The following is a 19946-nucleotide window of genomic DNA, read 5'->3' as shown; positions in this document are numbered from 1 at the left end:
CTTTCAGTGGCTACTATAGTCGGATGAAGCGGCTTCGTGGAACCAGCCGGTGCCAACAGTCGGTGGTGAGAACGGCGTTCGCGATCGGGAACGCCTGTAAGACGGCGACTAGCCCTCGAGGACTTCGTAGGAGACGTCGGCGTCGCGAAGCGCGTCGGTGACTCGGCCGACCTCGTTGGTCGTGGCGACGGCCGCCACATCGAGCCCGCGCTTGGCCCCGTCGGCGGCGACGGAGCCCGCGGCGAACGTGACCGTCGGATCGGTCCCGGCCTCCCGACAGGCGACGATCGCTTCGACGCCGGCAGCGACGACGAGGTCGGCGTCGGTACAGCGGTCGGCGACGGTGTCGGACTCGATCGCGCGGCTCCCGCCGGCCCGGACGCCGGGGACTTGCAGGACGGTCACCGAGCCGGGCTCTAAGTCCATGACGCCCTCGAAGCTGGTGACGCCGACATCGGTGCCGGCCGCGGCGTCCGTGGTCGCGACGCCGGTCGCCGGCCCCTCCTCGCCGGGCGTCGCGTGGAGGAGCCCGTTTTTCACCGACAGCGAGACGGTATCACCCTCCTCGATGTCGTCGGTCGCGATGTAGGCGGCCTCGCTCATCGCCCCGAGGATGTCGCCGGTTACGTGGTCCGCGAACCGGCGGATGTCGTCGGCGGTCCGGAACAGCCAGTCGACGCCTTCGTTGGTGACGTGATACCGCGACCGGCCCTCCTTCTCGACGAGACCGTCATCGACGAGTTCCCGGATGTACTCGCTGACCGCCTGACTCGTCACGCCGACTTCCCCGGCGATCTCCCCCTGGCTGACCGCGGGTTGACGTTCCGCGATCTGGACGAGGATCCGAAACCGCGTCGCGGTGCGCTTGTTGTCGAGGACGTCGACCATGTGTCGATGGTTAGCGGGAGCGATGCAAAAAGGTACGCGGTCGCACCGTCGGTCGGCCGCCGCGTCTCGCCGGACTGGAGCGCGGTCACGACCGCGAGGCGTCAAGTTGATAGCGCGAGAGTCCCTCGGGATTACGTGACTATGTCGCCCCTCCCAGTGACGACCGCGGCCCCCGGTACGGTTGTCGACCCCGTGGCGGGACCCGCGACGGTACTCTCGATGAGTATCGGCTCCGTTCCCCTGTCGGACGCCCTCGCCTGGACCGCGATCGGCGCGTTCGTCGTCGCGGCCGTCATCCAATGGTACGGGGCTACCGATCCCGCGCGATACCTCGCAGCGGGCGCGTGGGTCGTCTTCGGCGTCTTTTGGCTGACGCTTGCTCCCCACTACTACCTCGAGGTCAAGAGCCCGATCGAGACGCTGCTGACGGTGGCAGCGCTGCCGCTGTGTGCCTACACCGGCTATCTGCTTGCCACCGGCCGGGAGTCGCTGCTCCTGCTTTCGAAGGCCGTCGCGTTCATGGGGCTGATCTACCTGCCCGTCGAGACGATTCCGGTCGTCCGCACGTGGTTGATCGAGACGACCGCCGCCCAGACCCACTTCGGGATGGAGCTGCTCGGCCACAGCCCCGGCCTCGAGGAGGGGGCAAACGGCTATCAGAGCCGCTTTGCCTTCGATCCCGACGAGACGGTGACCGGCCGGACGACCTACATCATCACGGCCTGTACGGGTATCGGGAGCATGGCCATCTTCGGCGGCCTCATCGCCGCCGTCAAAGCGCCGCTCAAGCGGAAAGCGGTTGCCTTCCCGCTCGCGGTCGGCGTCATCTGGTTCCTGAATCTCGTCCGGAACGTCTTCATCGGGCTGGCTTCGCCGTGGGGCTGGTTCCAGCAGGATATCTTCGTCACCATCGCGACGGAGTTCATGGGCGCGCCGGCCGACCGGACCTCCTACATCGTCGCCCACAACTTCATCGCCCAGTCGCTGTCGATCGTCGCCCTGCTGGGTATCACCTACCTCGTCCTCCGCATCCTCCCCGAGATCCTCGAGCCCCTGGAGGACGTCCTCTACATCCTGACCGGCACGGAGTACGACCTCGCGGACGCCTTGGGCCAGGAGATGCGGACCGACGGCGGTGCGCGAACCGACGCGGGCGCGTCCGCCGACCACGATAGCGGACCGTCCGTGGACGGCGACGACGACGCGGATCGATGACCGACGGCGTCGGGGTCGACGTTCCGTTCGCCGTCCACGACCGGTCGATCTTCCTCCCGACGACCGAGACGCTCGTTCTCGCGGACGTCCATCTCGGCAAGGCCGCCGACTCGAGCGTCGACGCGCCGATCGACGACGGTGCCGACGTTCGCGACCGGCTCGCGGCGGTACTCGAGGCGACCGCGCCGGCGACGGTCGTCGTCGCGGGCGACCTCCTCCACTCGTTTTCGCGGCTGCCACGGGGCCTCGAGCGCGACCTCGAGGCGGTCGTCGCGACCGTCGCGGACGCCGGTGCGGAGTTGGTCGTTACGCCGGGCAACCACGACGCGATGCTCGGGGAGGTCTTCTCGGGGCAGACCGTTCCCGAGTACCGGCCGGACGGTGGCGAGACGGTGATCTGTCACGGTCACGAGCGCCCCGTGGAAAGCGCCGAGCGGTACGTCGTCGGCCACGACCACCCCGCGCTGTCGGTCGAGGGCCGCAAGCTCCCCTGTCTCCTCTACGGGCCGGACTGCTACGAGGGCGCGGACGTGATCGTCCTGCCGGCGTTTACCCGCCTCGCGGCCGGCGCGACCGTCAACGGAATGCGCGGTCGGGACTTCCAGTCGCCGCTGGTCCGTGACCCCGACGCCTTCCATCCCGCGGTCAGGGACGCCGCGACGGACGAGGTGCTGTGGTTCCCGCCGCTCGGACGGTGCCGACGGCTCCTGTAGTCACTCCACTCGTTCCGAGACAGCCGCTCGAGTCGGTCGGGCAGCGGGGACGACGACGGCCACCTGAACGGTGACCACGAGGTTCCGGAAGAAGTCGCTGAACGTGATCAACAGCACGGCGGCCAGCACGATCAAGAGGAGAAAGCTAAAGAAGATGATCGCCGCCTGTCGCCCGGTGAGGTCCGCCCCCTCGAGGAGTTCGTCGATGGCCATGGATGCCTGTCGACGGAACGACGCCGAGCGCCGTAGTCGTTTGGCCGTCGAGTGACTGTCCAGTACGACACACGCCGGATGTCTGCGGTCGCTCGACTGCGGTAGCGTCGCCGGCGCTCGGGTCGACCGTCGGCTGGCCGCTACCGCTCGAGTCGACCGACGGATCAGCCCGACAGATCGTCGATGACCGCTTCGGCCGCCCGTCGCCCGCTCTCCATCGCGCCCTGAATCGAGGACCACTGTGTGTAGTCGCCGGCCAGATAGACCGAGCCCGCGGGGTCGCGAGCGTCGGGGAGCCGGTCGTGGATCCCCGGCGGCTGGTCGAACTGCGCGAACGGGATCCGCTCGGTATGCAGCGTCTCGAGGTCGTCGAACTCCCGGTTGGGAGACCATGACTCGAGTGAGCGGCGGGTCTGCTCGGCCAGGTCTTCGTCGCTCGCCGGCTGCTCTCCGAGATAGGTCGCGCTGATCAACGTCGCGTCGGCCGGCGCGTACTCGGGAGCGACCGCGCTGTGGGGCACCACGTGGTTCGGCCCCCATCCGGTCGCGTTCAACAGGAGCCGACGGCCGGTCCCCAGATCGGTTCCCGCCGGCAGTGCGTAGTACTGAGTGACACAGCTTCGCGCCTCGGTCGGAATCGACTCGACCCCCGTCAGGTCCCGCGCCGTCGGCGGGTCGGTCGCGACGACGACCGCGTCGGCCTCGAGGGGTTCCGCGTCGGTTTCGACCGTAACCGAGCCCGTGGAATCGCTAGCGTCCCCGCCGTCGGCCGCGACCGACTCGACCGTAGTGCCCGTTCGGATCGTTCCGCCGACCTCGCGGACGCAGTCGGCGAGTTGCGCCGGGATCGCTTCCATGCCGGCGGCCGGGACCACCGTCTCGCCCGCCGCGAGGGTCCGGAAGGTGTACTCGAAGACCCGTCGCGAGGTCGCCAGCGACCGATCGAGCGTGATCCCGCCGTAGAACGGCGCGACGAAACCCTCGATGAACCGATCGGAGAACCCCCGAGTACGGAGGAAGTCGTCGATCCGTTCGTCGTCCCCGGCGAAGATGTCGCCGGGATCGGTTCGCCGGAGCCGGTACCAGAGCCGGGCCACCCGGAGTGCGTCGCCCGCCGAAACGTACGGGTTCGACAGCGTCGCCGGAATCGTCCCCGGTTCCCTGAGCGGGTCCGCGAGCGTCGACAGCCCGTCGGGGCCGGCGACGGTCGCTCCCGGCGCGAACCGGCGGAGGTGCAGCGCCGTGAGGTCGAGTTCGCGCCGAACGGCGGGATAGGCGGTAAAGCAGACCTGAAAGCCCCGGTCGAATCGGAAGCCGTCCCGCTCGAGGGTGCGGACCCGACCCCCGGTCGTCTCGCGGCGTTCGAACAACGTCACGTCTGTACCGGCGGCGGCGAGGTGCCGGGCAGCGACGAGCCCGGCCAGCCCACCGCCGGCGACAACTACCTGCGGCGTCGAGTGCATAGCCGTTGATCGATCGCCGACCAATAAAAGAGTCGACCCAACAGTGCAGGACCGGGAGCGCCGGCCACCCGCTCCGCGGCCGCCGTGGCGAGACGCCGATTCGCCGTCGCGTTCCCGCCGCGTCTCACACGTCCGTCAGCAATCGAAGCGCGAGCCCGATGACGATGACGGCGACCCCGCCGAGGGCGCTGGCGATCGGCGGAATCGGGAAGACGAGCATCACCACGCCGGCGAGGACGACGAGCGTCGAGAGCTTGACCATGTGTCCGATACGTCGCCGCGACGGATAGGCCATCGGCACGCATTCACAGCGGGGCGCGAGCGACCGTCGAACCGGGCCGTCGTCCGACCGAGGCCGCGACGCGCGGATCGGCCGTGGCCACGCGGCCGCGGACCGCGAGGCGACGGGGAGGCGTTACGGGGTCGCGGTTGCCCGACTGTGGTTGCTTGCCGTGGCCGGTACGGTTTTGCCCGTCGCGGCGGCGTTGTCGGTATGGGAGCAAACGACACGGAGACCGAAGAGCGAGCGGCGGACGGCCCCGCGTTCCAGCCGGTCTTCGAGAACCGCGTTCGGTTCGCCGAGACCGACCAGCAGGGAATCGTCTTCTACGGGGAGTACTTCACCTTTCAGGACGAGGCCGTCTCCGCGTTCTTCCGCGCGATCGACTACGGCTACGACCGGATGCGCGCGGACGGCTGGCAGATCCACGTCGTCAACACCGAGTTGAACTACCGAACCGGCGCGGAGTTCGAGGACGTGATCGTCAACGAACTCCGGGTCGCGGACATCGGCACCTCGAGTCTCGAGTACGAGTACCGGGCGAAACGGAAGGCCGACGACGCGGTCCTGGCGGACGGCACCGTCACGCAGGTCGCCGTCGATACCGAGAACGAGGAGCCGACCCGGATTCCCGACGCGTTCCGCGAGGCCGTCGCGGCGTTTCAGGGCGGCCTCGAGACCGACGGCTAGCGCCGCTGATTTCGGTCGATCGATCAAAAAACGAGCCCGAACCGCGGATCAGTGGACGCCGACGTACGCCTCGCGGACGTAGTCGTTGTCCGTGAACTCGTCGTGCGGGCCGGAGAGTTCGATCTCGCCGGTCTCGATCAGCGAGAGCCGGTCCGCGTGGTTCAGCGCGAACGTCGAGTTCTGCTCGGCCAGCAGGATCGTCAGCCCCTCCTCTTTCTGGAGTTTCTCGAGCGCTTCGCCGATGTCCTCGATGATGACCGGCGCGAGCCCGAGCGTCGGCTCGTCCAACATGAGCATGTCGGGGTCGCTCATCAGCGCGCGGCCGACGGCGAGCATCTGCTGTTCGCCGCCGCTCATGGTCTCGGCCTCCTGCTCGCGGCGTTCGTCCAGCCGCGGGAACAGGTCGTAGACCATGTCGAGATCGTCCTGTACTGCCGCCTTGTCGTCGCGGAACTGCGCGCCCATCAGTAGGTTCTCGTGGACCGAGAAGTACGGGAACAGGTCCCGGTCCTCGGTGCAGTAGATGAGCCCTGACTCGACGATCTCCTGGGACGGCTGTCCCGCGAGATCGCCACCGGCGTAGCTGATCGATCCCTCGTAGTCGAGGAAGCCGGCGACGGCGTTCAGCATCGTCGTCTTCCCGGCCCCGTTGGGGCCGATGACGCCATAGATTTCGCCTTCCTGGATCGACAGCGAGACGCCCTTCAGCGCGTGTGACTTGCCGTAGTAGACGTTGAGATCGTTGATATCGAGTATCGCGGACATTAGAGTCCCTCCCCAGCGAGGTAGGCCTCCTGGACTTGCTCGTTCTCGGCGATTTCCTCCGGCGTCCCCTCCGCGAGGAAGTCGCCGTTGTTGAGGACGACGATCCGATCGACCAGGTCCATCAGACCGCCCATGTTGTGGTCGACGACGACCATCGACATCCCTTGCTCGCGGAACCGCTCGATCTGGTCGGCCAGTTCGGTGATCTCGGCCTGGTTCATCCCCGCGAACGGCTCGTCGAGCAGCATCATCTCGGGCTCGGTCGCCAGCGACTTGGCGATCTCGAGCCGGCGGACGTCCGCGTGGGGCAACTCGCCGGGCATTTCGTGGAGATGTTCCTCGATGTCGATGCGGGCGGCGTAGTCGTAGATCTCCTCCTCGCTGGCACCGCCGCGCAGCGAGACGATGCTGTTTGGCAGCGTGAACAGCTTGATGTTGCCCGCGACCGACATCGAGTCGATCGGGTTCGACTCCTGGGAGACCCGCGAGAGCCCCTTGTTGACGACCTCGTGGGTCGAATCGTCGGTGATGTCGGTTCCGTTGAACCGGATCGCGCCGTCGGTGACGCCGTAGATGCCCATGATGCAGTTGAACACCGTGGACTTGCCCGAGCCGTTCGGCCCGATCAGGCCGACGATCTCTCCCTCGTCGACCTCGAACGAGAAGTCGTCGACGGCGACGAGCCCACCGAACTTCTTGGTCAGCCCGTCGACCTCGAGGACGCTCATCGGCGGTCACCCCCGAGCCGGTCGAGTCCGTGCCACAGCTTGCGGAACAGGCCGTCACGGGCAAACACGAGGATCAACAGGACGATCAACCAGAGGATCGACCACTTGATCTCGCTCTCGAAGCCGGAGAGGACCACGTCCTCGAGCATAATGACGAGGAAGGCCCCGCCGAGCGGCCCGAGTATCGAGCCCATCCCGCCGACGACGGCCATCGCGATCATCTCGATGCTGTTGTCGACGACGACGAACGCGCCGGGTGTGACGGTCCCGAAGCGGTGTGCCAGCAGGACGCCACCGATTCCCATCGGGATCGAACTGAGAACGAACGACCAGATCTTGAACTTGGTCGCGTTGATGCCTGCGGCTTCGACCGCAGACTCGTTCTCGCGGATCGCCACGAGGATGAGTCCGATGTTCGACCGCGCGACGATCAGGAGCGCGGCTGCGATGAGCAACATCGGAATCATGAACGCGTACGTTCGCATCACCGGATCGGTGCTGTACACCGTCTCGATCCCGCCGAGTCCGGTCTCGCCGCCGGTATATTCACTCAGCGGCCGGATCAGTCGGTAGAAGATCAACACGGCCACGAACGTAATCAGCGAGAAGTACGGCCCGCTCAGCCGGAGCGACGGCAGAGCGATTGCGAGCCCAATGATCAGCGCGATCAGTACCGAGATGGGGATCGTGATCCGCATCGGTAGTTCGGCGTTGACGTTGTTGAGCAACATCGCGGTCGTGTACGCCGCACCGCCGGACAGCACCGAGTGGCCGAAGCTGATGTAGCCAGTGTATCCGCTCTGGATGTCCCAACTCATCGCGAAGATGCCCCAGATACAGGCGAGCCACGTCGCCTGCACTAGGGTGTAATTTCCCCAGAACGGGATCGTCACGAGTCCGAGGAACGCCCCCACCAGCAACACGAACTGGAGGCCGTTCATTTCGCCGAAGTAGCCACCGAGCGTGCGGTTGTAGACGGTTGCGATCGGCCGGAGTGCCCGATCGACGGGCTCGGTAACGGTACTGAGTCCGTCGACGGCCGCACCGCCGACCCGACCTGCGGCGCCGCTTACTCGTCCGCCGATACCACGTCCGGTGTCCGTTTCGCTACTCATGGGCAAACTCCCTCCCGAAGAGCCCCTCCGGCTTGAGGAGCAAGACCGCAACGAGCACGACCAGCGAAAAGATTCCCTGGTAGCCCGTGCCGAGGAATTCGAGCGTGAACTGTTCGAGGTAGCCGATCAGGTACGCCGCGACGACCGACCCCTTGATGGATCCGATCCCGCCGATCACGACGATGATGAAGGCAATCGCGAGCGGGTTGAGCCACATCTCCGGACTAGTCGTCTGGAGCGTTCCGAGGAACACGCCAGCGAGCCCGGCGAGGGCACCGGCGATCAGCCACGTCCGCGATTTCACGGACTCGAGATCCACACCGGTAAGCTGTGCGCCCCGTTCGCTCATCGAGACCGCGAGGATCGACCGCCCTTCGTCGGTCCGGCTCACGTAGTACCACAACAGCCCGATCGCGATCCACGAGACGACGAACCCGAGGATGTACATGTAGTTGATCCGGGTTCCGACGCCCTGGAGATGGAGCGTGCCGTCGGCTATTGGGAGCAGCGTTCGGGGGCTGCTCCCGAACTCGTAGTGGATCAGTTCCGTTAGGAGCAACGCGACCATCACTGTCGAGAGGAACGTGATCACGACGTTGTCCTCGATGTATCGGACCAGCCCGCCGTACAGGACGTAGGAAGCGACTGCCGTCACGAGCGTTGCGATGACGAGTCCGAGGAGCGTCGGGACCGCGATCGAACCGACCACCGACGAGGAGGTCGAGACGAGGAACGCGTACGCGCCGATCATGATCAGCCCGCCGTGAGCGAGGTTCAACACGCCTCCAACGCCGAAGATCATGGTAAACCCGATGGCGACGAGCGCATAGATCGCGCTCATCATCGCCCCCAAGATGAGGACCGAGAGAATTGACTCGAGCATGTCTTACGACATCCAGCTTGGCTTCATGTGTTTTGCAGACCGGTCTTGAACCGGGTAGACGACCTCCTGTTTGCCGCCATCATCGGTCGGCTGCCACTGGGTCATCGGGTAATTGACCTCGCCGCTTTCGGTTTCGGTCGTTTCGACGTCGTTGGGATAGTCCGCGTCCTCGCCGGCCAGCGAGATATTCGCGGCTGCACCGTTGTGTTCGATGCTCAACATAGCATCGACAATGTCGTCGAGGTCCTCCGCGTAGTTGACCGTCCCGGCCTCTTCGGCGGCCTTGGCGTAGAAGTGGATCGCGTCGTAGGTGTTGAATCCCATATACATCGGCTTGCTCGGCGGGTCCTGACCGTTGCCAGTGTACTCCGCTTCGTACGTCTCGACGAAGTCCATCGTGTTGCCCGTCAGTTCGGTAACGCCGCCGCCACCCGACTGGGACGTCGTCTCGAAGACACAGCCGCCTTCCGACTGGTCCCAGAACTCCGGGGACATCGACGCGACGTGAACGCCCTCCACGGCGAAGGGGTATTCGCCGGCCCAGTCCCCGAGGAGCTGTCCGCGACCACCCGCCGCGAAGAAGCGGATCACTGCGTCCGCGCCCTCGCTTTCGATGTCGTCGAGGAACGGCGTGAAATTCGAGGTCTGCACGCTGGGAACCTCGTCATAGACGACATTGAGGCCGCGATCCTCGAGCAGTCCCGGGAGTCGATCGCGGAAGACCGTCGTCCAGGCGGCTTCCTCGGGCAGCAACGCGAAGTCGGTCCAGCCGTGTCTGTCCGAGAGGTGTTCGGCGTATCCCGCCATCGCCTCGGCCTGGTAGTGGGAGTTGATCGGTCCGGTCCGGAAGACGTTCTTGTACTTCTCGTAGTCCTCGCCGTGATAGTCCGTGATCGTATTCACGTCGGCCGAGCCCGTGATGATGAACGGAACGTCCGCCTCGGCGACCGTGTCTATGATCCCCTGCGTGACCTCACTGCTGAACGTTCCCACGATGAGATCGACGTTGTCACGGTTGATCATCTCTTCCACGATCGGAGTCGTGGTACTGGTAGACCGCTCGGTGTTTTCGGTGATTAGATCGATCTCCTGGTCCAGAATGCCCTCGCCCTCTTTGAGTTCGTTGACCGCGATCTCGGCGCTCCGTTCCGACCCCACCCCCATCGACATCCCGGTTGGGGCGAGATGACCGATCGTCAGCGTTCCGTCGTCGCCGCCGCCACTGTCGACGCCGCCGAGACAGCCGGCCAGCGCCGTCGTCACCGCACCGGCACCTGCAGCCCCCAAAAACGTCCGCCGCCCGACACTACCGTTACCAATCTCACCTGAATCGATCGTATCGTTATCTTCGTTAACCATTGTGTGTCACTGAGTTACCGATTCTCACCCACCAGTTTCGAGTCACCCGTAATAAAGGTGAGGGAAGTTAGCAAGGATCTTGTGAACAATACACTAATGTGGAGTTTCTTACTACGGTACCGACAATACTTCGGTTCAGACGCTCTCGAGCGGCTCTTGAGAACAGTGAATACGTGTGGTGTTTGTGACTTCGGACGCCGTCAGTCAGCGGCTCAAACGATCCGTTCCGTGGTGTTCGGTTCCCGCTCGAGGCGATACGTGCCGCCATCGGCCGTGACGAAGCCCTCGTGGCGGAGGTGATCGAGGTGGGCGTAGGCCTCGCCGGGACCGTGGACGATGTGGATTCCCTCGAGGTCGCCGAACAGGTGGGCACTGATCGTCCAGGCATCGGCCGGCCCGTGGTCGGCCAGCAACTCGACGATCGTTGCCGCCCGCTCGCGGTGATGCTCGAGGATCGTCTCGGCGCGGGCAGTCGGGTCGTCGATGGGGTCGCGGTGGCCGGGCCAGGCCCGGTCGTAGTCGCGGTCGGCGAGTCGTTCCAGCGTGTCGACGTACTTTGCGAGGGGGCGCTCGACCCGGACGTCCGCGCCGCCGACGTTCGGGGTGTACACCGGTAGCAAGGCGTCGCCGACGAACGCCTCGTCCCCGCCGTCGATCTCGAAACAGCACAGGCCCGCCGCGTGGCCCGGCGCGTGGATCGTCTCGAGGCGGTGGCCGCCGACCTCGAGGACCTCGCCGTCCTCGATGGGCGTCGGCTCGGCCGGCGGCCCCTCGATCTCGGCTGACTCGAAGAAGGTACGCAGTTCCCGCCGGGCGTCCTCGGGGACGCCCCACTCCGCGAGCAGTTCGCGACGGCGGTCCTCGACGGCCGCGACGGCGTCTTCCGCGTCGGCGACGAGCGGGGCGTCGGCCTCGTGGACGTAGACGGTGGCCCCGCTTTCGGCCTGAATCTCGCCGGCCAGTCCGGCGTGGTCGGCGTGGAAGTGTGTGAGGACGATGTCGTCGATGTCGGCGATCTCGTAGCCGCGGTCGGCCAGCCCGTCGCGGAGGTCCGTTCGGACCGGATCGACCGCGATCCCCGTATCGACGAGCGCGAGTTCGCTCGCGGCGTCGTCGGCGAGAACGTAGGCGTTGTTCCGACCCTCGAACTCGTCGTTGCCGAGCGAAATTCGATCCATGTCGGCTACCCACATGTCCCCAGTTAATAATTGGCGCGGTAACGGATCGGGGGACCGCGACGGCGAGACGACCGGCCGGCTGACTCGAGCCGGAATCGGGATTCGGTCCGGCCGACCATCCCGACTACGAAGTTCGTGACCTGTCCTCACCGGCGAACGACGCGCTCGGTTCCGGTCGTGGCATCGCCCGGCGTCTCGCACTCGGCGGAGACTGTCATGCCCACCGACCGCTGCTGAGCGTTTTCCGTGTCGGTCCAGTAACTGACCCGATGACCGACTCACGCCCACTCGACCGCGTCCTCGTCGCCGGTGCCAGCGGGGCCACCGGCGAGGAACTGCTATCCGTCCTCCGACCGACCGATCTCACGGTCCGCGCGACGACGCGCTCCTACGGGAACGTCGACACGCTCGAGCGCCACGGGGCCGACGAGGTGGTCGTCGCCGACTTCTTCGACTCGGGCGACGCCGTCGCGGCCGTCGAGGACTGTGACCTCGTCTGCTGTGCGCTCGGCTCGCCGCCGTGTCTGCGTCACCTGACCGGCGGCAAACTCGTCGACCGGACCGGCGCGATCAATCTCACGACCGCGGCCGTCGCCGAGGGCGTCTCGTACGTCGTCCTCGAGAGTGCCATCGGCGTGGGTGACTCGAAGGCGGGGCTGTCGCTCCCGGCGCGGCTCGCACTCCGGGGTGTACGACGAGCCAAGCGGGACGCCGAAGCAGCGCTACGACGCTCCGGACTGGGGTACACGATCGTGCGTCCGGGACGACTCACGGACGATCCGCCAAGCGGCGACGTCGTCGTCGGCCAGGGCGGGGACTCCGTCACCGGCTCGATCCCCCGGGCGGACGTCGCACGGATCATGGCGGCCGCACCGTTTACCCCCGACGCACGGAACCGGACGTTCGAGATCGTCAGCCGCGACGGACTCTCGGGAACACCACACCACCGCGTCGACGTCGACTGGGCCGACGACATCCTCACGGCCCGACACGGTCACCGACACGCTTGACCTCGCCGTCGAGCCCGAACGGCGGCGTTCGCAGCAGATCCACCGCCCCCGACGCCGGCTCGTTGCATCGCCCCGGTCCGGCCCGGGAAACGCTCTTTTGGGGCCGCGGTGTAGCCGCCGTGAGGATGCCTCCGAACGAGATCGACGACGGGACCGCTCGGGACGCTCGCGGCCGACTCGCGGAGAAGGAGCTGTTTCTCCTTTTGCTGGTCGGCATCGCCGTCCTGATGGCGATCACCGGGTTCGTGTTGGTGATCAACTGAGTCAGGTGTCGCTCGTGTCGTGGCGGGTCCGATCGTCGGTTTCGATCACCCGCGCGGCCAGATAGGTCGCGACCGCGAGCATCCCCATCGTCGCGAACAGGATCGAAAACTGGAGCGCCGACTGGAGCGGATCGAACCCCCACGGGTTGAAGACGGCAAAGACGCCGACGAAAAACGCCATGATCAGGAACGGCAGCAGGTTGACCGCGAGGTCGAGCGTGACTTCGGCGTCGAAGGCGCGTCTGCTCATTGTCTTGGTCCTCGAGTGGGTTGTGTGGTTATCGGTCTGGACGTTCGTCCGCCGGTCGCCGCGTCAACAGCAGCCCCGCACCGCCGATCGTCACGAATCCGGCGACGACCATCGCCGCGCCGCGACTCGCGAGCCCGGAGAGTGGCTCGAGGGGTGTGATCGGCACCGTTCCGGTTCCGTGGGCGGCAAGTACCGCGCCGACGGCCACGAACGCCGCGCCCGTTTTGGCCGCAAACGGAAGCGGCCGAGCGACGTAGCCGGCATCGGCCAGGATCCCGGCGATGCTGGCGGCGAACACGACGAGACCGGCGACGGCGACGGGACCGAGGCCGACGACGATGCCGACCTCGGAGCCGGCGAGGCCGAGGGCCACGAGGACCGGCCATGGCCTCGTCCTGTCGGCCCGCTCGGGCTTGACGCGCTGCGTGTGGTCGCTCACAGGCGACCGTCCACGTCGAGGGAGTAGTATCTGGCCCTACCCCTCAGCGACCGTGACTGTCGTGAGAACGGATCCGAGAGGACTCGAGCGACTGTCCGGAACTCGTTCGTCGCCGCGAGTGGCACAAGAGTGCCTGCGGTGGGACGGTACCGACTGACATCGAGGGCCGGTCGCCTACAGCGCCGAGAAGACGAGCCACGGGACGATGAACATGGCCAGCGTCAGTACTGCGAGGATCAGCGCGTACCCGAGGCCGGTTCCTGCCACGGTAAGCCACGACGGATGATCGAATTGGCCGAGATCGACTGCCATACCGTTGGCATCCGGTGACGAACGCATAAACGTACCGGAACGCGCAACTCGAGCGGTGCGGTTCCGCCGCGGGATCGGCTCAGCGGTAGACGTTTTGATACCGTTCGCGGTACTCTCGGAGGGCGAGTCGGGCCCTGCGCCGGGAGGTAAAGCCGAAGCCGACCGCCGCGCAGTGGTCGGCATCGCACTCCCAGCGGAAGGTGTCGGAGTCGGGATCTCTCCGAACCGAGACGTCCGTCTCGCAGCGGGGACAGGTCCAGCCCCATCGCACGTCGCCTGCGTGTGTTCGCCGTCGGCTCATGCTGTCTTCGAAACACGTGGTGGCGGCGTTCGGAAACGCGTTCACCTCCACCCGTGGCCGCTTTATAAGATCCAGTCTGTCGGCGCGAGGACTCGCGAGAGCGCGTTCCGGACCGCTTTTATCGGGCCGTCCGCTACGGACACCCAATGACGAAGATCGTCGTGGTGGACAACCACGGACAGTTCACCCACCTCGAGGGCCGGGCGCTTCGCGACCTCGGCGTCGACACGGAAATCGTAGACAACGACACGCCTCCCGAGGACGTCGATGCCGACGGCGTCGTCCTCTCGGGCGGTCCGGACATGGACCGGATCGGGAAGTCCGCTGACTACCTCGAGGCGGACGTGCCGGTACTCGGCATCTGTCTGGGGATGCAACTGATCGCCGCGGAACTGGGCGGCAGCGTCGGGAGCGGGGAGTACGGCGGCTACGCGGACGTGACCGTCGACATCGTCGACGACGACGACCCGCTGACGGGCTCGCTACACCCCGAGACCCGCGTCTGGGCGAGCCACGCCGACGAGGTCACGGAACTGCCCGAAGGGTTCGAGCTGACCGGCCAAAGCGACGTCTGTGACGTCGAGGCGATGAGCGACACCGACCGCGACCTCTACGGCGTCCAGTGGCACCCGGAGGTCGCCCACACCGAGGAGGGCGAGGAGATCTTCGAGAACTTTCTGGCGATCTGCGAGTCGCGGTAGGCGTCGGCGGCCCTGCTCGAGCGCCGCCCATCGGACTGGATCGCGGCGCTTGCGAAGACCGCTGTAAACGTCGCCAGCCGACCGACCGGCTTCGAACGGCATCTCACCGTCCCGCAAAGGGGAAAATTTATGGTATTTATATAGGTTATTTCACGCGATGGCCGTCCGGAGCCGACGCGATCTCCTCTGTGCGACGACCGCGCTGCTCGCGAGCAGTGCCGGCTGTACGACCGAATCGGAAGTGGCGCAGTTCCTCGAGGATCGGAGCCCAACGTGTGAGACGAACTGCGAGGACCGCGACCCCGAAACGACGGTCGTCCGAGGACCGACACGACCGGTCGAATTCGACAAGACGAATGGGGTGGGCTACTGGTCCGCCAATCTAAGTATCCTCTCGTCCCAGCCGGCACGGTATCTCGTCTGGGGCGAGCAGTTCGTCGACGACCTCACGTTCGCCGACGACGGTGCCGGCGACGACGTGGCGGCATTCCTTCGGGAGACGGCCTACGACGAAGCGTCAGTCGCCATAGTGCAGTTGGAGATCGGGACTTGTCGCCGCGTGGAACCGCGTGCCGTCTCGTGGAGCGACGACCGCCTTACCATATCCCTCTGTCTCCCGCTCTACAAGTATGACGTCGACTGTGACGCCGACGGGAAGGAGTGGGTTGCGGCGCTCGTCCGCGTGCCGGACACGTTGAATCCGATCGATATCGGAGACCAGTTCGACGTGACCGTTCCGGACGACTGCGGCTCGTTGGCCGACGCAGCCGAGGAGTCGAACGATACCGACGGGACGACCCCCGGCAACGAAACGGCCGCGGAGGGCGGCGAGACATGACGTTCGGCAGCGATCGATCCAGTATCGTCACGTCCCGACGCGCGCTTCTCGGGACGGTGGGATCCCTCGCGGTCTCGCTCGCCGGCTGTAGCGCGCTCCCCGGATTCTCCGCCTCGCTCGACGGCGACCGCCTCGCCGCGCTCGTCGATGACACCGACCGCCCGACCGTCAGTCACGGGCTTGGCCTGTCGGTGACCGACGAGTACCGCCGGGCCAGCGCGCGACGAGTCGAGATGTTACTCGAGCCGATCCCGGAACCGGTCGGTGCCGAAACGGTTCCCAACGGGGTGATCCGACGGCGGCTCGAGTCCAATCGAGAAGACGCGCGTGAACACGCCAACGCGGCCGCCGACGAACCGACGATCGGGGCTCGTCTCGAGCGCCTTCGGCTGGCCCGACGGAGCGCTGCCGACGCGGCCGGCATCTGGGCAGCGATCGATGAGGGACGCACCCGATCGGAGATCCTCGAGGCGACGGACGCACAACGAACGAGCCTCGAGTCGTTCGACGAGGAGCGGGTGTTTCTCGTCGGTTCGGACCCGATCGCGGCGGTATGGACCCACGCCGATGTCGCTTCGCTGCTTGATACTGCGGCCGACGAACTGGCGTCGGTATCGGACGTCGACGAGCCGGCTCCGTCGCTCGCTGTCGGCGCGATGGACGCTCGTCTGGAGGCCGGCCGCGCGGCATTCGAGGACGCGTCACATGCCTACGAGACGCTCGTCGACTCGCTCGAGGACGCCGAGCGAGCGGCGCTTTCCGAGGCTGCGGCGTCGCTCGCCGACCGTCGGTCTGACAGACGGGAGGTGTTGCCCGACCCGCTGTCGGCCGACCCCCACGAGTACGTCGACCGGGATATCGAACCGGAGTCGACATCCGCAACGGTACTGGAGTTCGCATTATACGAGATCGAAGCCGCGGGGGATGACATCCCCGTCGGGGAACCGGCCCGTTACGTCCGGGACGCCGCCCGAAATCTCGTCGCTATCGAGGGGTTCGAGCGCCTCCGGTCGCGGATCGAAACGGGAGACCCGATCGTGATCGAGACGGTCGACGACGTGGCCGACCGGCGAAACGACGCGATCACCGCGATCGAATCGCTGCTCGAGGCAGGAGCGCTCGAGCGCTGGGTAGCGTCGAACCTGTGTGAGCGACTCGAGCGTGCCGATCAGCTCCTGCGGGAAGCCACCGGGCAGTCGGTCGAGTTGAACGCCGTTCGGACGCCGGTTGCCCTGTACTGCCTGACGGCCGGCATGGCCCGCGCGACACCCGACATCGTCGCTGTCCTCCGTGAGGTCCTCTCGTAACGCTCGAGGGCGCGATTGAGGACGGGGAGAAACCGCGAGTCGAGTTGGCCTGCCAGGCGATCGGGAGCATCCGCCGTCGATCCAACCGAGACGCTATCCCGTTGGGTGGTGGTCGCCGGCGGGTGTCGGCCCGACCGTCACGCTCTTGCCGGTCCGCCCGAACATGAGAGACGATGACAGTCGACACTGTCGGCCGATTCGAACGCGCGCTCGAGGGACTCGAGGTGGGCCTCGAGCGCGTGTCGGCCGCCGACGCGAGCGAGCGGATCGAACGGATCGTCGAAGAGCCGGCAGTCGGCGCGTCACTGCCGTTCGAGGGCGTCTCGCTCCCCGCGAGCGTGACGACCGAGCCGACGGCGGGAGAACTCGAGGCGGCCCGGACCGGCGTCACGCCGGTCGGGTTCGCCGTCGCGGAGTACGGCACCGTCGCGGTCGAGTCGACGGTCGACGGGGCGGAGCCGATCAGCCTCTACCCGGACCGCCACGTGGCCGTCGTCGCCGAGAGCGACGTCGTCCCCGATCTGAGCGCCGGCTTCGAGCGGCTCGCCGAGGGCTTCGACGCGGGCCGGGACAGCGTCGTCTTCGCGACCGGCCGGAGCGCGACCGCCGACATGGGCGACCTCGTCCACGGGGTCCACGGCCCCGGCGATGTCGACGTGATCGTCCTGGAGGACCGATAAGATGGCACAACGATCGCGCGCCGGGACGGCCGATCGCATCCGCCACCTGCTCGAGACCGAGGGCGAAGCTATCCACGCACAGGCCAGTCACTCGAACGAGCGCCGCAATGTGACCTACGAGGCGACCGACGACATCGAGGAACTGCGAACCGAGGCCAGGGCGATCAAGGAAGACGCCATCGATCGGCTGCCGGACCTGATCGAGACGGTCCGCGAGGCCGTCGAGGCGAACGGCGGCACGGTCTACGTCGCCGACGACGCCGCGGACGCGAACGCCTACGTGGCCGACGTGGTCGAGAACCGGACCGAGGAGAACGGGGTGGCCGGGGAGACCGACACGCCGTCGGTCGTCAAATCGAAGTCAATGACGACCGAGGAGATCGACCTCAACGACGCGCTCGCGGCCGAGGGGATCGACGTCACGGAGACCGACCTCGGCGAGTGGGTTCTCCAAGTCGCGGACGATACGCCCTCCCACATCGTCGGCCCGGCGATGCACATCTCCCGCGCGGAGATCGCCGAGTTGTTCAACGAGCGGTTCGACCCCGACGAGCCGTTCGAGACCGCCGAAGAACTCACGCGGTTCGCCCGGGACCACCTCGGCGAGATCATCACCGACGCCGACGTGGGGATCACCGGCGCGAACTTCGTCGTCGCCGACAGTGGGACGATCACCCTCGTGACCAACGAGGGCAACGCCCGCAAGTGTGCGGTCACGCCCGACACCCACGTCGCGGTCGCCGGCGTGGAGAAACTGATCCCGACGCTGTCGGACCTCGAGCCGTTCGTCGACATCATCGCCAAGAGCGCGACGGGCCAGCCGATTTCCCAGTACGTGACGATGCTGTCCCCGCCGACCGACTCACCGACGCTCGACTTCGACTCACCCGACGAGCCGATTACGGACGACGCGACGGATGGAGCCGAGGGCGCTGGAGCGACCGACGGAACCGGCGACCCCGATCGCGATTTCCACCTCGTCCTGCTGGACAACGGCCGCATGGACATGCGCGAGGACGACCAGCTCCGGGAGACGCTGTACTGCATTCGCTGTGGCGCGTGTTCGAACTCGTGTGCCAACTTCCAGTCCGTCGGCGGCCACGGCTTCGGCGGCGAGACGTATTCGGGTGGGATCGCCACCGGCTGGGAGGCCGGCGTCCACGGGCAGGACTCGGCGGCCGAGTTCAACGACCTCTGTACCGGCTGTACGAACTGCGTCGACGCCTGCCCGGTGAAGATCGACATCCCGTGGATCAACACCGTCGTCCGGGACCGCGTGAACCGCAGCAGCGAGCCCGAGTCCTACGACTTCCTCGTCGACGGCCTCACCCCCGACGCGGAGTCGGGCGGGCTCGATCCCGGCAAGCGCTTCTTCGGCAACATCGGTACCGTCGCGAAGGCCGCCAGCGCGACCGCACCCGTCTCGAACTGGCTCGCCGACGCCGGTCCCGTCCGCGCGGCCCTCGAGCGAACCCTCGGGATCGACCGCCGGCGCGACCTGCCGACCTTCCGGCGGGAGTCGCTCGTCGACTGGTTCGAGGACCGAGGTGGCGAAGCCGCCTCGAGCCGACGGGCGGACCAAGCCGCCGCTCGGAGCGGCAGGACCGACCTCGAGCGCGAGGTCGTCCTCTACCCCGACGTCTACACGAACTACGTCGATGTCGAGCGCGGGAAGGCCGCGGTCGAAACCCTCGAGGCGCTGGGGGTCCCGGTCCGCGTGCCGGACCTACCCGAGAGCGGGCGCGCTGCCCTCTCCCAGGGGATGATCGCGACGGCGGACGAGCAGGCCAGCCGGCTCTACGCCGCCGTGGCCGAGGACCTCGATGCCGGTCGGGACGTGGTCGTCGTCGAGCCGTCGGATCTGGCGGCCATGCACCGCGAGTACGAACGCCTGCTCCCCGAGACTTCCTTCGAGCGGCTCCGCGAGAACAGCTACGAGATCTGCGAGTACGTCTACGGCCTGCTCGAGAACGGCGCGGATCCCTCGGCGCTGTCGACCGGCGACGGGGCCGAGCCGATCGCCTACCACTCCCACTGCCAGCAGCGGACCCTCGCCCTCGAGGCACCCACCGTGGCCGTCCTCGAACAGTGCGGGTACGCGCCCACAACCTCCGACGCCGAGTGCTGCGGAATGGCCGGCTCCTTCGGCTACAAGCGGGAGTACTACGAACTCAGCGTGGACGTCGGCGAACGGCTGGCGACGCAGGTCGAGGACGCCGAGACCGTCGTCGCATCCGGCACGTCGTGTGGCGACCAGCTCGAGGCGCTGCTCGAGCGGTCGGTTCCGCATCCGATCGAGTTGCTCGCTCCCGACGGCCGGCGGACGTAGCGGGCGCTCGGCCTCGGTGACGACCG

Annotated in this window: 24 protein-coding genes; 10 read left to right on the top strand and 14 right to left on the bottom strand. The window is 66.9% G+C overall.

Annotation, left to right across the window (positions count from 1 at the left end; translation table 11 throughout):
• Positions 1-108: 108 nt before the first annotated feature.
• Positions 109-888, bottom strand: a complete 780-nt coding sequence (locus NP511_RS05790) for a DUF7839 domain-containing protein (protein WP_049964779.1) — start codon at positions 886-888, stop codon at positions 109-111.
• Positions 889-1029: 141 nt separating this feature from the next.
• On the opposite strand from NP511_RS05790, the gene artA reads away from it, so the two are divergent.
• Both artA and NP511_RS05780 read left to right on the top strand, forming a co-directional pair.
• Complete coding sequence (artA, locus tag NP511_RS05785; protein WP_049964778.1) at positions 1030-2103, top strand: archaeosortase A; 1074 nt, start codon at positions 1030-1032, stop codon at positions 2101-2103.
• Positions 2100-2816, top strand: a complete 717-nt coding sequence (locus NP511_RS05780; RefSeq protein WP_049964777.1) for a metallophosphoesterase — start codon at positions 2100-2102, stop codon at positions 2814-2816. Before artA ends, NP511_RS05780 begins: the two co-directional genes overlap by 4 nt.
• Here NP511_RS05780 and NP511_RS05775 read toward each other — a convergent pair whose 3' ends face one another.
• The 3 genes from NP511_RS05775 to NP511_RS05765 form a co-directional block, all read right to left on the bottom strand.
• Positions 2817-3029, bottom strand: a complete 213-nt coding sequence (locus tag NP511_RS05775; protein WP_006649435.1) for a hypothetical protein — start codon at positions 3027-3029, stop codon at positions 2817-2819.
• A gap of 164 nt (positions 3030-3193) precedes the next feature.
• A complete protein-coding gene (locus NP511_RS05770) occupies positions 3194-4492 on the bottom strand; it encodes an NAD(P)/FAD-dependent oxidoreductase (protein ID WP_049964776.1) in 1299 nt (432 codons plus the stop codon).
• A 124-nt stretch (positions 4493-4616) separates the two neighbouring features.
• Positions 4617-4754: a hypothetical protein gene (locus tag NP511_RS05765; RefSeq protein ID WP_049964944.1), complete on the bottom strand. Its 138-nt coding sequence runs from the start codon at positions 4752-4754 to the stop codon at positions 4617-4619.
• Positions 4755-4985: 231 nt separating this feature from the next.
• Here NP511_RS05765 and NP511_RS05760 point away from each other — a divergent pair, with 231 nt between their 5' ends.
• Positions 4986-5462, top strand: a complete 477-nt coding sequence (locus tag NP511_RS05760; RefSeq protein WP_049964775.1) for an acyl-CoA thioesterase — start codon at positions 4986-4988, stop codon at positions 5460-5462.
• A gap of 48 nt (positions 5463-5510) precedes the next feature.
• Here the strand turns inward: NP511_RS05760 and NP511_RS05755 are convergent, their stop codons facing one another.
• From NP511_RS05755 to NP511_RS05730, 6 genes are all read right to left on the bottom strand, one after another.
• Positions 5511-6227 (bottom strand): ABC transporter ATP-binding protein, encoded by a 717-nt coding sequence (locus NP511_RS05755; protein ID WP_049964774.1) that lies wholly within the window; start codon positions 6225-6227, stop codon positions 5511-5513.
• Positions 6227-6955 carry an ABC transporter ATP-binding protein gene (locus NP511_RS05750; RefSeq protein WP_049964773.1) on the bottom strand — a complete coding sequence of 243 codons (729 nt, stop codon included), beginning with the start codon at positions 6953-6955 and terminating at the stop codon, positions 6227-6229. The genes NP511_RS05755 and NP511_RS05750 overlap by 1 nt, the downstream gene beginning before the upstream one ends.
• Complete coding sequence (locus tag NP511_RS05745) at positions 6952-8070, bottom strand: branched-chain amino acid ABC transporter permease (protein WP_006649440.1); 1119 nt, start codon at positions 8068-8070, stop codon at positions 6952-6954. The genes NP511_RS05750 and NP511_RS05745 overlap by 4 nt, the downstream gene beginning before the upstream one ends.
• Positions 8063-8953, bottom strand: coding sequence for a branched-chain amino acid ABC transporter permease (locus NP511_RS05740; protein WP_006649441.1), 891 nt, complete (start codon positions 8951-8953; stop codon positions 8063-8065). Before NP511_RS05740 ends, NP511_RS05745 begins: the two co-directional genes overlap by 8 nt.
• A 3-nt stretch (positions 8954-8956) precedes the next feature.
• Positions 8957-10312: an ABC transporter substrate-binding protein gene (locus NP511_RS05735; protein ID WP_233274311.1), complete on the bottom strand. Its 1356-nt coding sequence runs from the start codon at positions 10310-10312 to the stop codon at positions 8957-8959.
• Between the two features lie 212 nt (positions 10313-10524).
• Positions 10525-11490 (bottom strand): MBL fold metallo-hydrolase, encoded by a 966-nt coding sequence (locus NP511_RS05730; RefSeq protein ID WP_049964772.1) that lies wholly within the window; start codon positions 11488-11490, stop codon positions 10525-10527.
• Between the two features lie 269 nt (positions 11491-11759).
• Here NP511_RS05730 and NP511_RS05725 point away from each other — a divergent pair, with 269 nt between their 5' ends.
• Complete coding sequence (locus NP511_RS05725) at positions 11760-12500, top strand: NAD(P)H-binding protein (RefSeq protein ID WP_049964771.1); 741 nt, start codon at positions 11760-11762, stop codon at positions 12498-12500.
• A 125-nt stretch (positions 12501-12625) separates the two neighbouring features.
• Entirely contained in the window at positions 12626-12763 is a 138-nt protein-coding gene (locus NP511_RS05720; RefSeq protein WP_006649445.1) for a hypothetical protein, read from the top strand.
• Between the two features lies 1 nt (position 12764).
• Here NP511_RS05720 and NP511_RS05715 read toward each other — a convergent pair whose 3' ends face one another.
• From NP511_RS05715 to NP511_RS05700, 4 genes are all read right to left on the bottom strand, one after another.
• On the bottom strand, positions 12765-13013 hold the full coding sequence (locus NP511_RS05715) for a DUF6684 family protein (RefSeq protein ID WP_049964770.1): 249 nt from the start codon (positions 13011-13013) through the stop codon (positions 12765-12767).
• Positions 13014-13041: 28 nt separating this feature from the next.
• Positions 13042-13452 carry a DUF7541 family protein gene (locus tag NP511_RS05710; RefSeq protein ID WP_049964769.1) on the bottom strand — a complete coding sequence of 137 codons (411 nt, stop codon included), beginning with the start codon at positions 13450-13452 and terminating at the stop codon, positions 13042-13044.
• 174 nt (positions 13453-13626) lie between these two features.
• Positions 13627-13764 carry a hypothetical protein gene (locus NP511_RS05705; RefSeq protein WP_006649447.1) on the bottom strand — a complete coding sequence of 46 codons (138 nt, stop codon included), beginning with the start codon at positions 13762-13764 and terminating at the stop codon, positions 13627-13629.
• A 79-nt stretch (positions 13765-13843) separates the two neighbouring features.
• Positions 13844-14065: a hypothetical protein gene (locus tag NP511_RS05700; RefSeq protein ID WP_049905680.1), complete on the bottom strand. Its 222-nt coding sequence runs from the start codon at positions 14063-14065 to the stop codon at positions 13844-13846.
• Between the two features lie 146 nt (positions 14066-14211).
• Here NP511_RS05700 and NP511_RS05695 point away from each other — a divergent pair, with 146 nt between their 5' ends.
• The 5 genes from NP511_RS05695 to NP511_RS05675 all read left to right on the top strand — a co-directional run bounded on the left by NP511_RS05695 (position 14212) and on the right by NP511_RS05675 (position 19920).
• Positions 14212-14766: a GMP synthase subunit A gene (locus tag NP511_RS05695; protein ID WP_049964768.1), complete on the top strand. Its 555-nt coding sequence runs from the start codon at positions 14212-14214 to the stop codon at positions 14764-14766.
• A 157-nt stretch (positions 14767-14923) separates the two neighbouring features.
• Positions 14924-15604, top strand: coding sequence for a hypothetical protein (locus NP511_RS05690; protein ID WP_049964767.1), 681 nt, complete (start codon positions 14924-14926; stop codon positions 15602-15604).
• Positions 15601-16911 (top strand): hypothetical protein, encoded by a 1311-nt coding sequence (locus tag NP511_RS05685; protein WP_049964766.1) that lies wholly within the window; start codon positions 15601-15603, stop codon positions 16909-16911. Before NP511_RS05690 ends, NP511_RS05685 begins: the two co-directional genes overlap by 4 nt.
• A gap of 173 nt (positions 16912-17084) precedes the next feature.
• Positions 17085-17591, top strand: coding sequence for an LUD domain-containing protein (locus NP511_RS05680; RefSeq protein WP_049964765.1), 507 nt, complete (start codon positions 17085-17087; stop codon positions 17589-17591).
• 1 nt (position 17592) lies between these two features.
• Positions 17593-19920 carry an LUD domain-containing protein gene (locus NP511_RS05675; RefSeq protein ID WP_049964764.1) on the top strand — a complete coding sequence of 776 codons (2328 nt, stop codon included), beginning with the start codon at positions 17593-17595 and terminating at the stop codon, positions 19918-19920.
• Positions 19921-19946: the final 26 nt, after the last annotated feature.

The sequence above is a fragment of the Natrinema thermotolerans genome (assembly GCF_031165565.1).
In the GTDB taxonomy this organism is placed as follows: Archaea; Halobacteriota; Halobacteria; order Halobacteriales; family Natrialbaceae; genus Natrinema; species Natrinema thermotolerans.
This window is presented reverse-complemented; position numbering and strand designations above follow the sequence as displayed.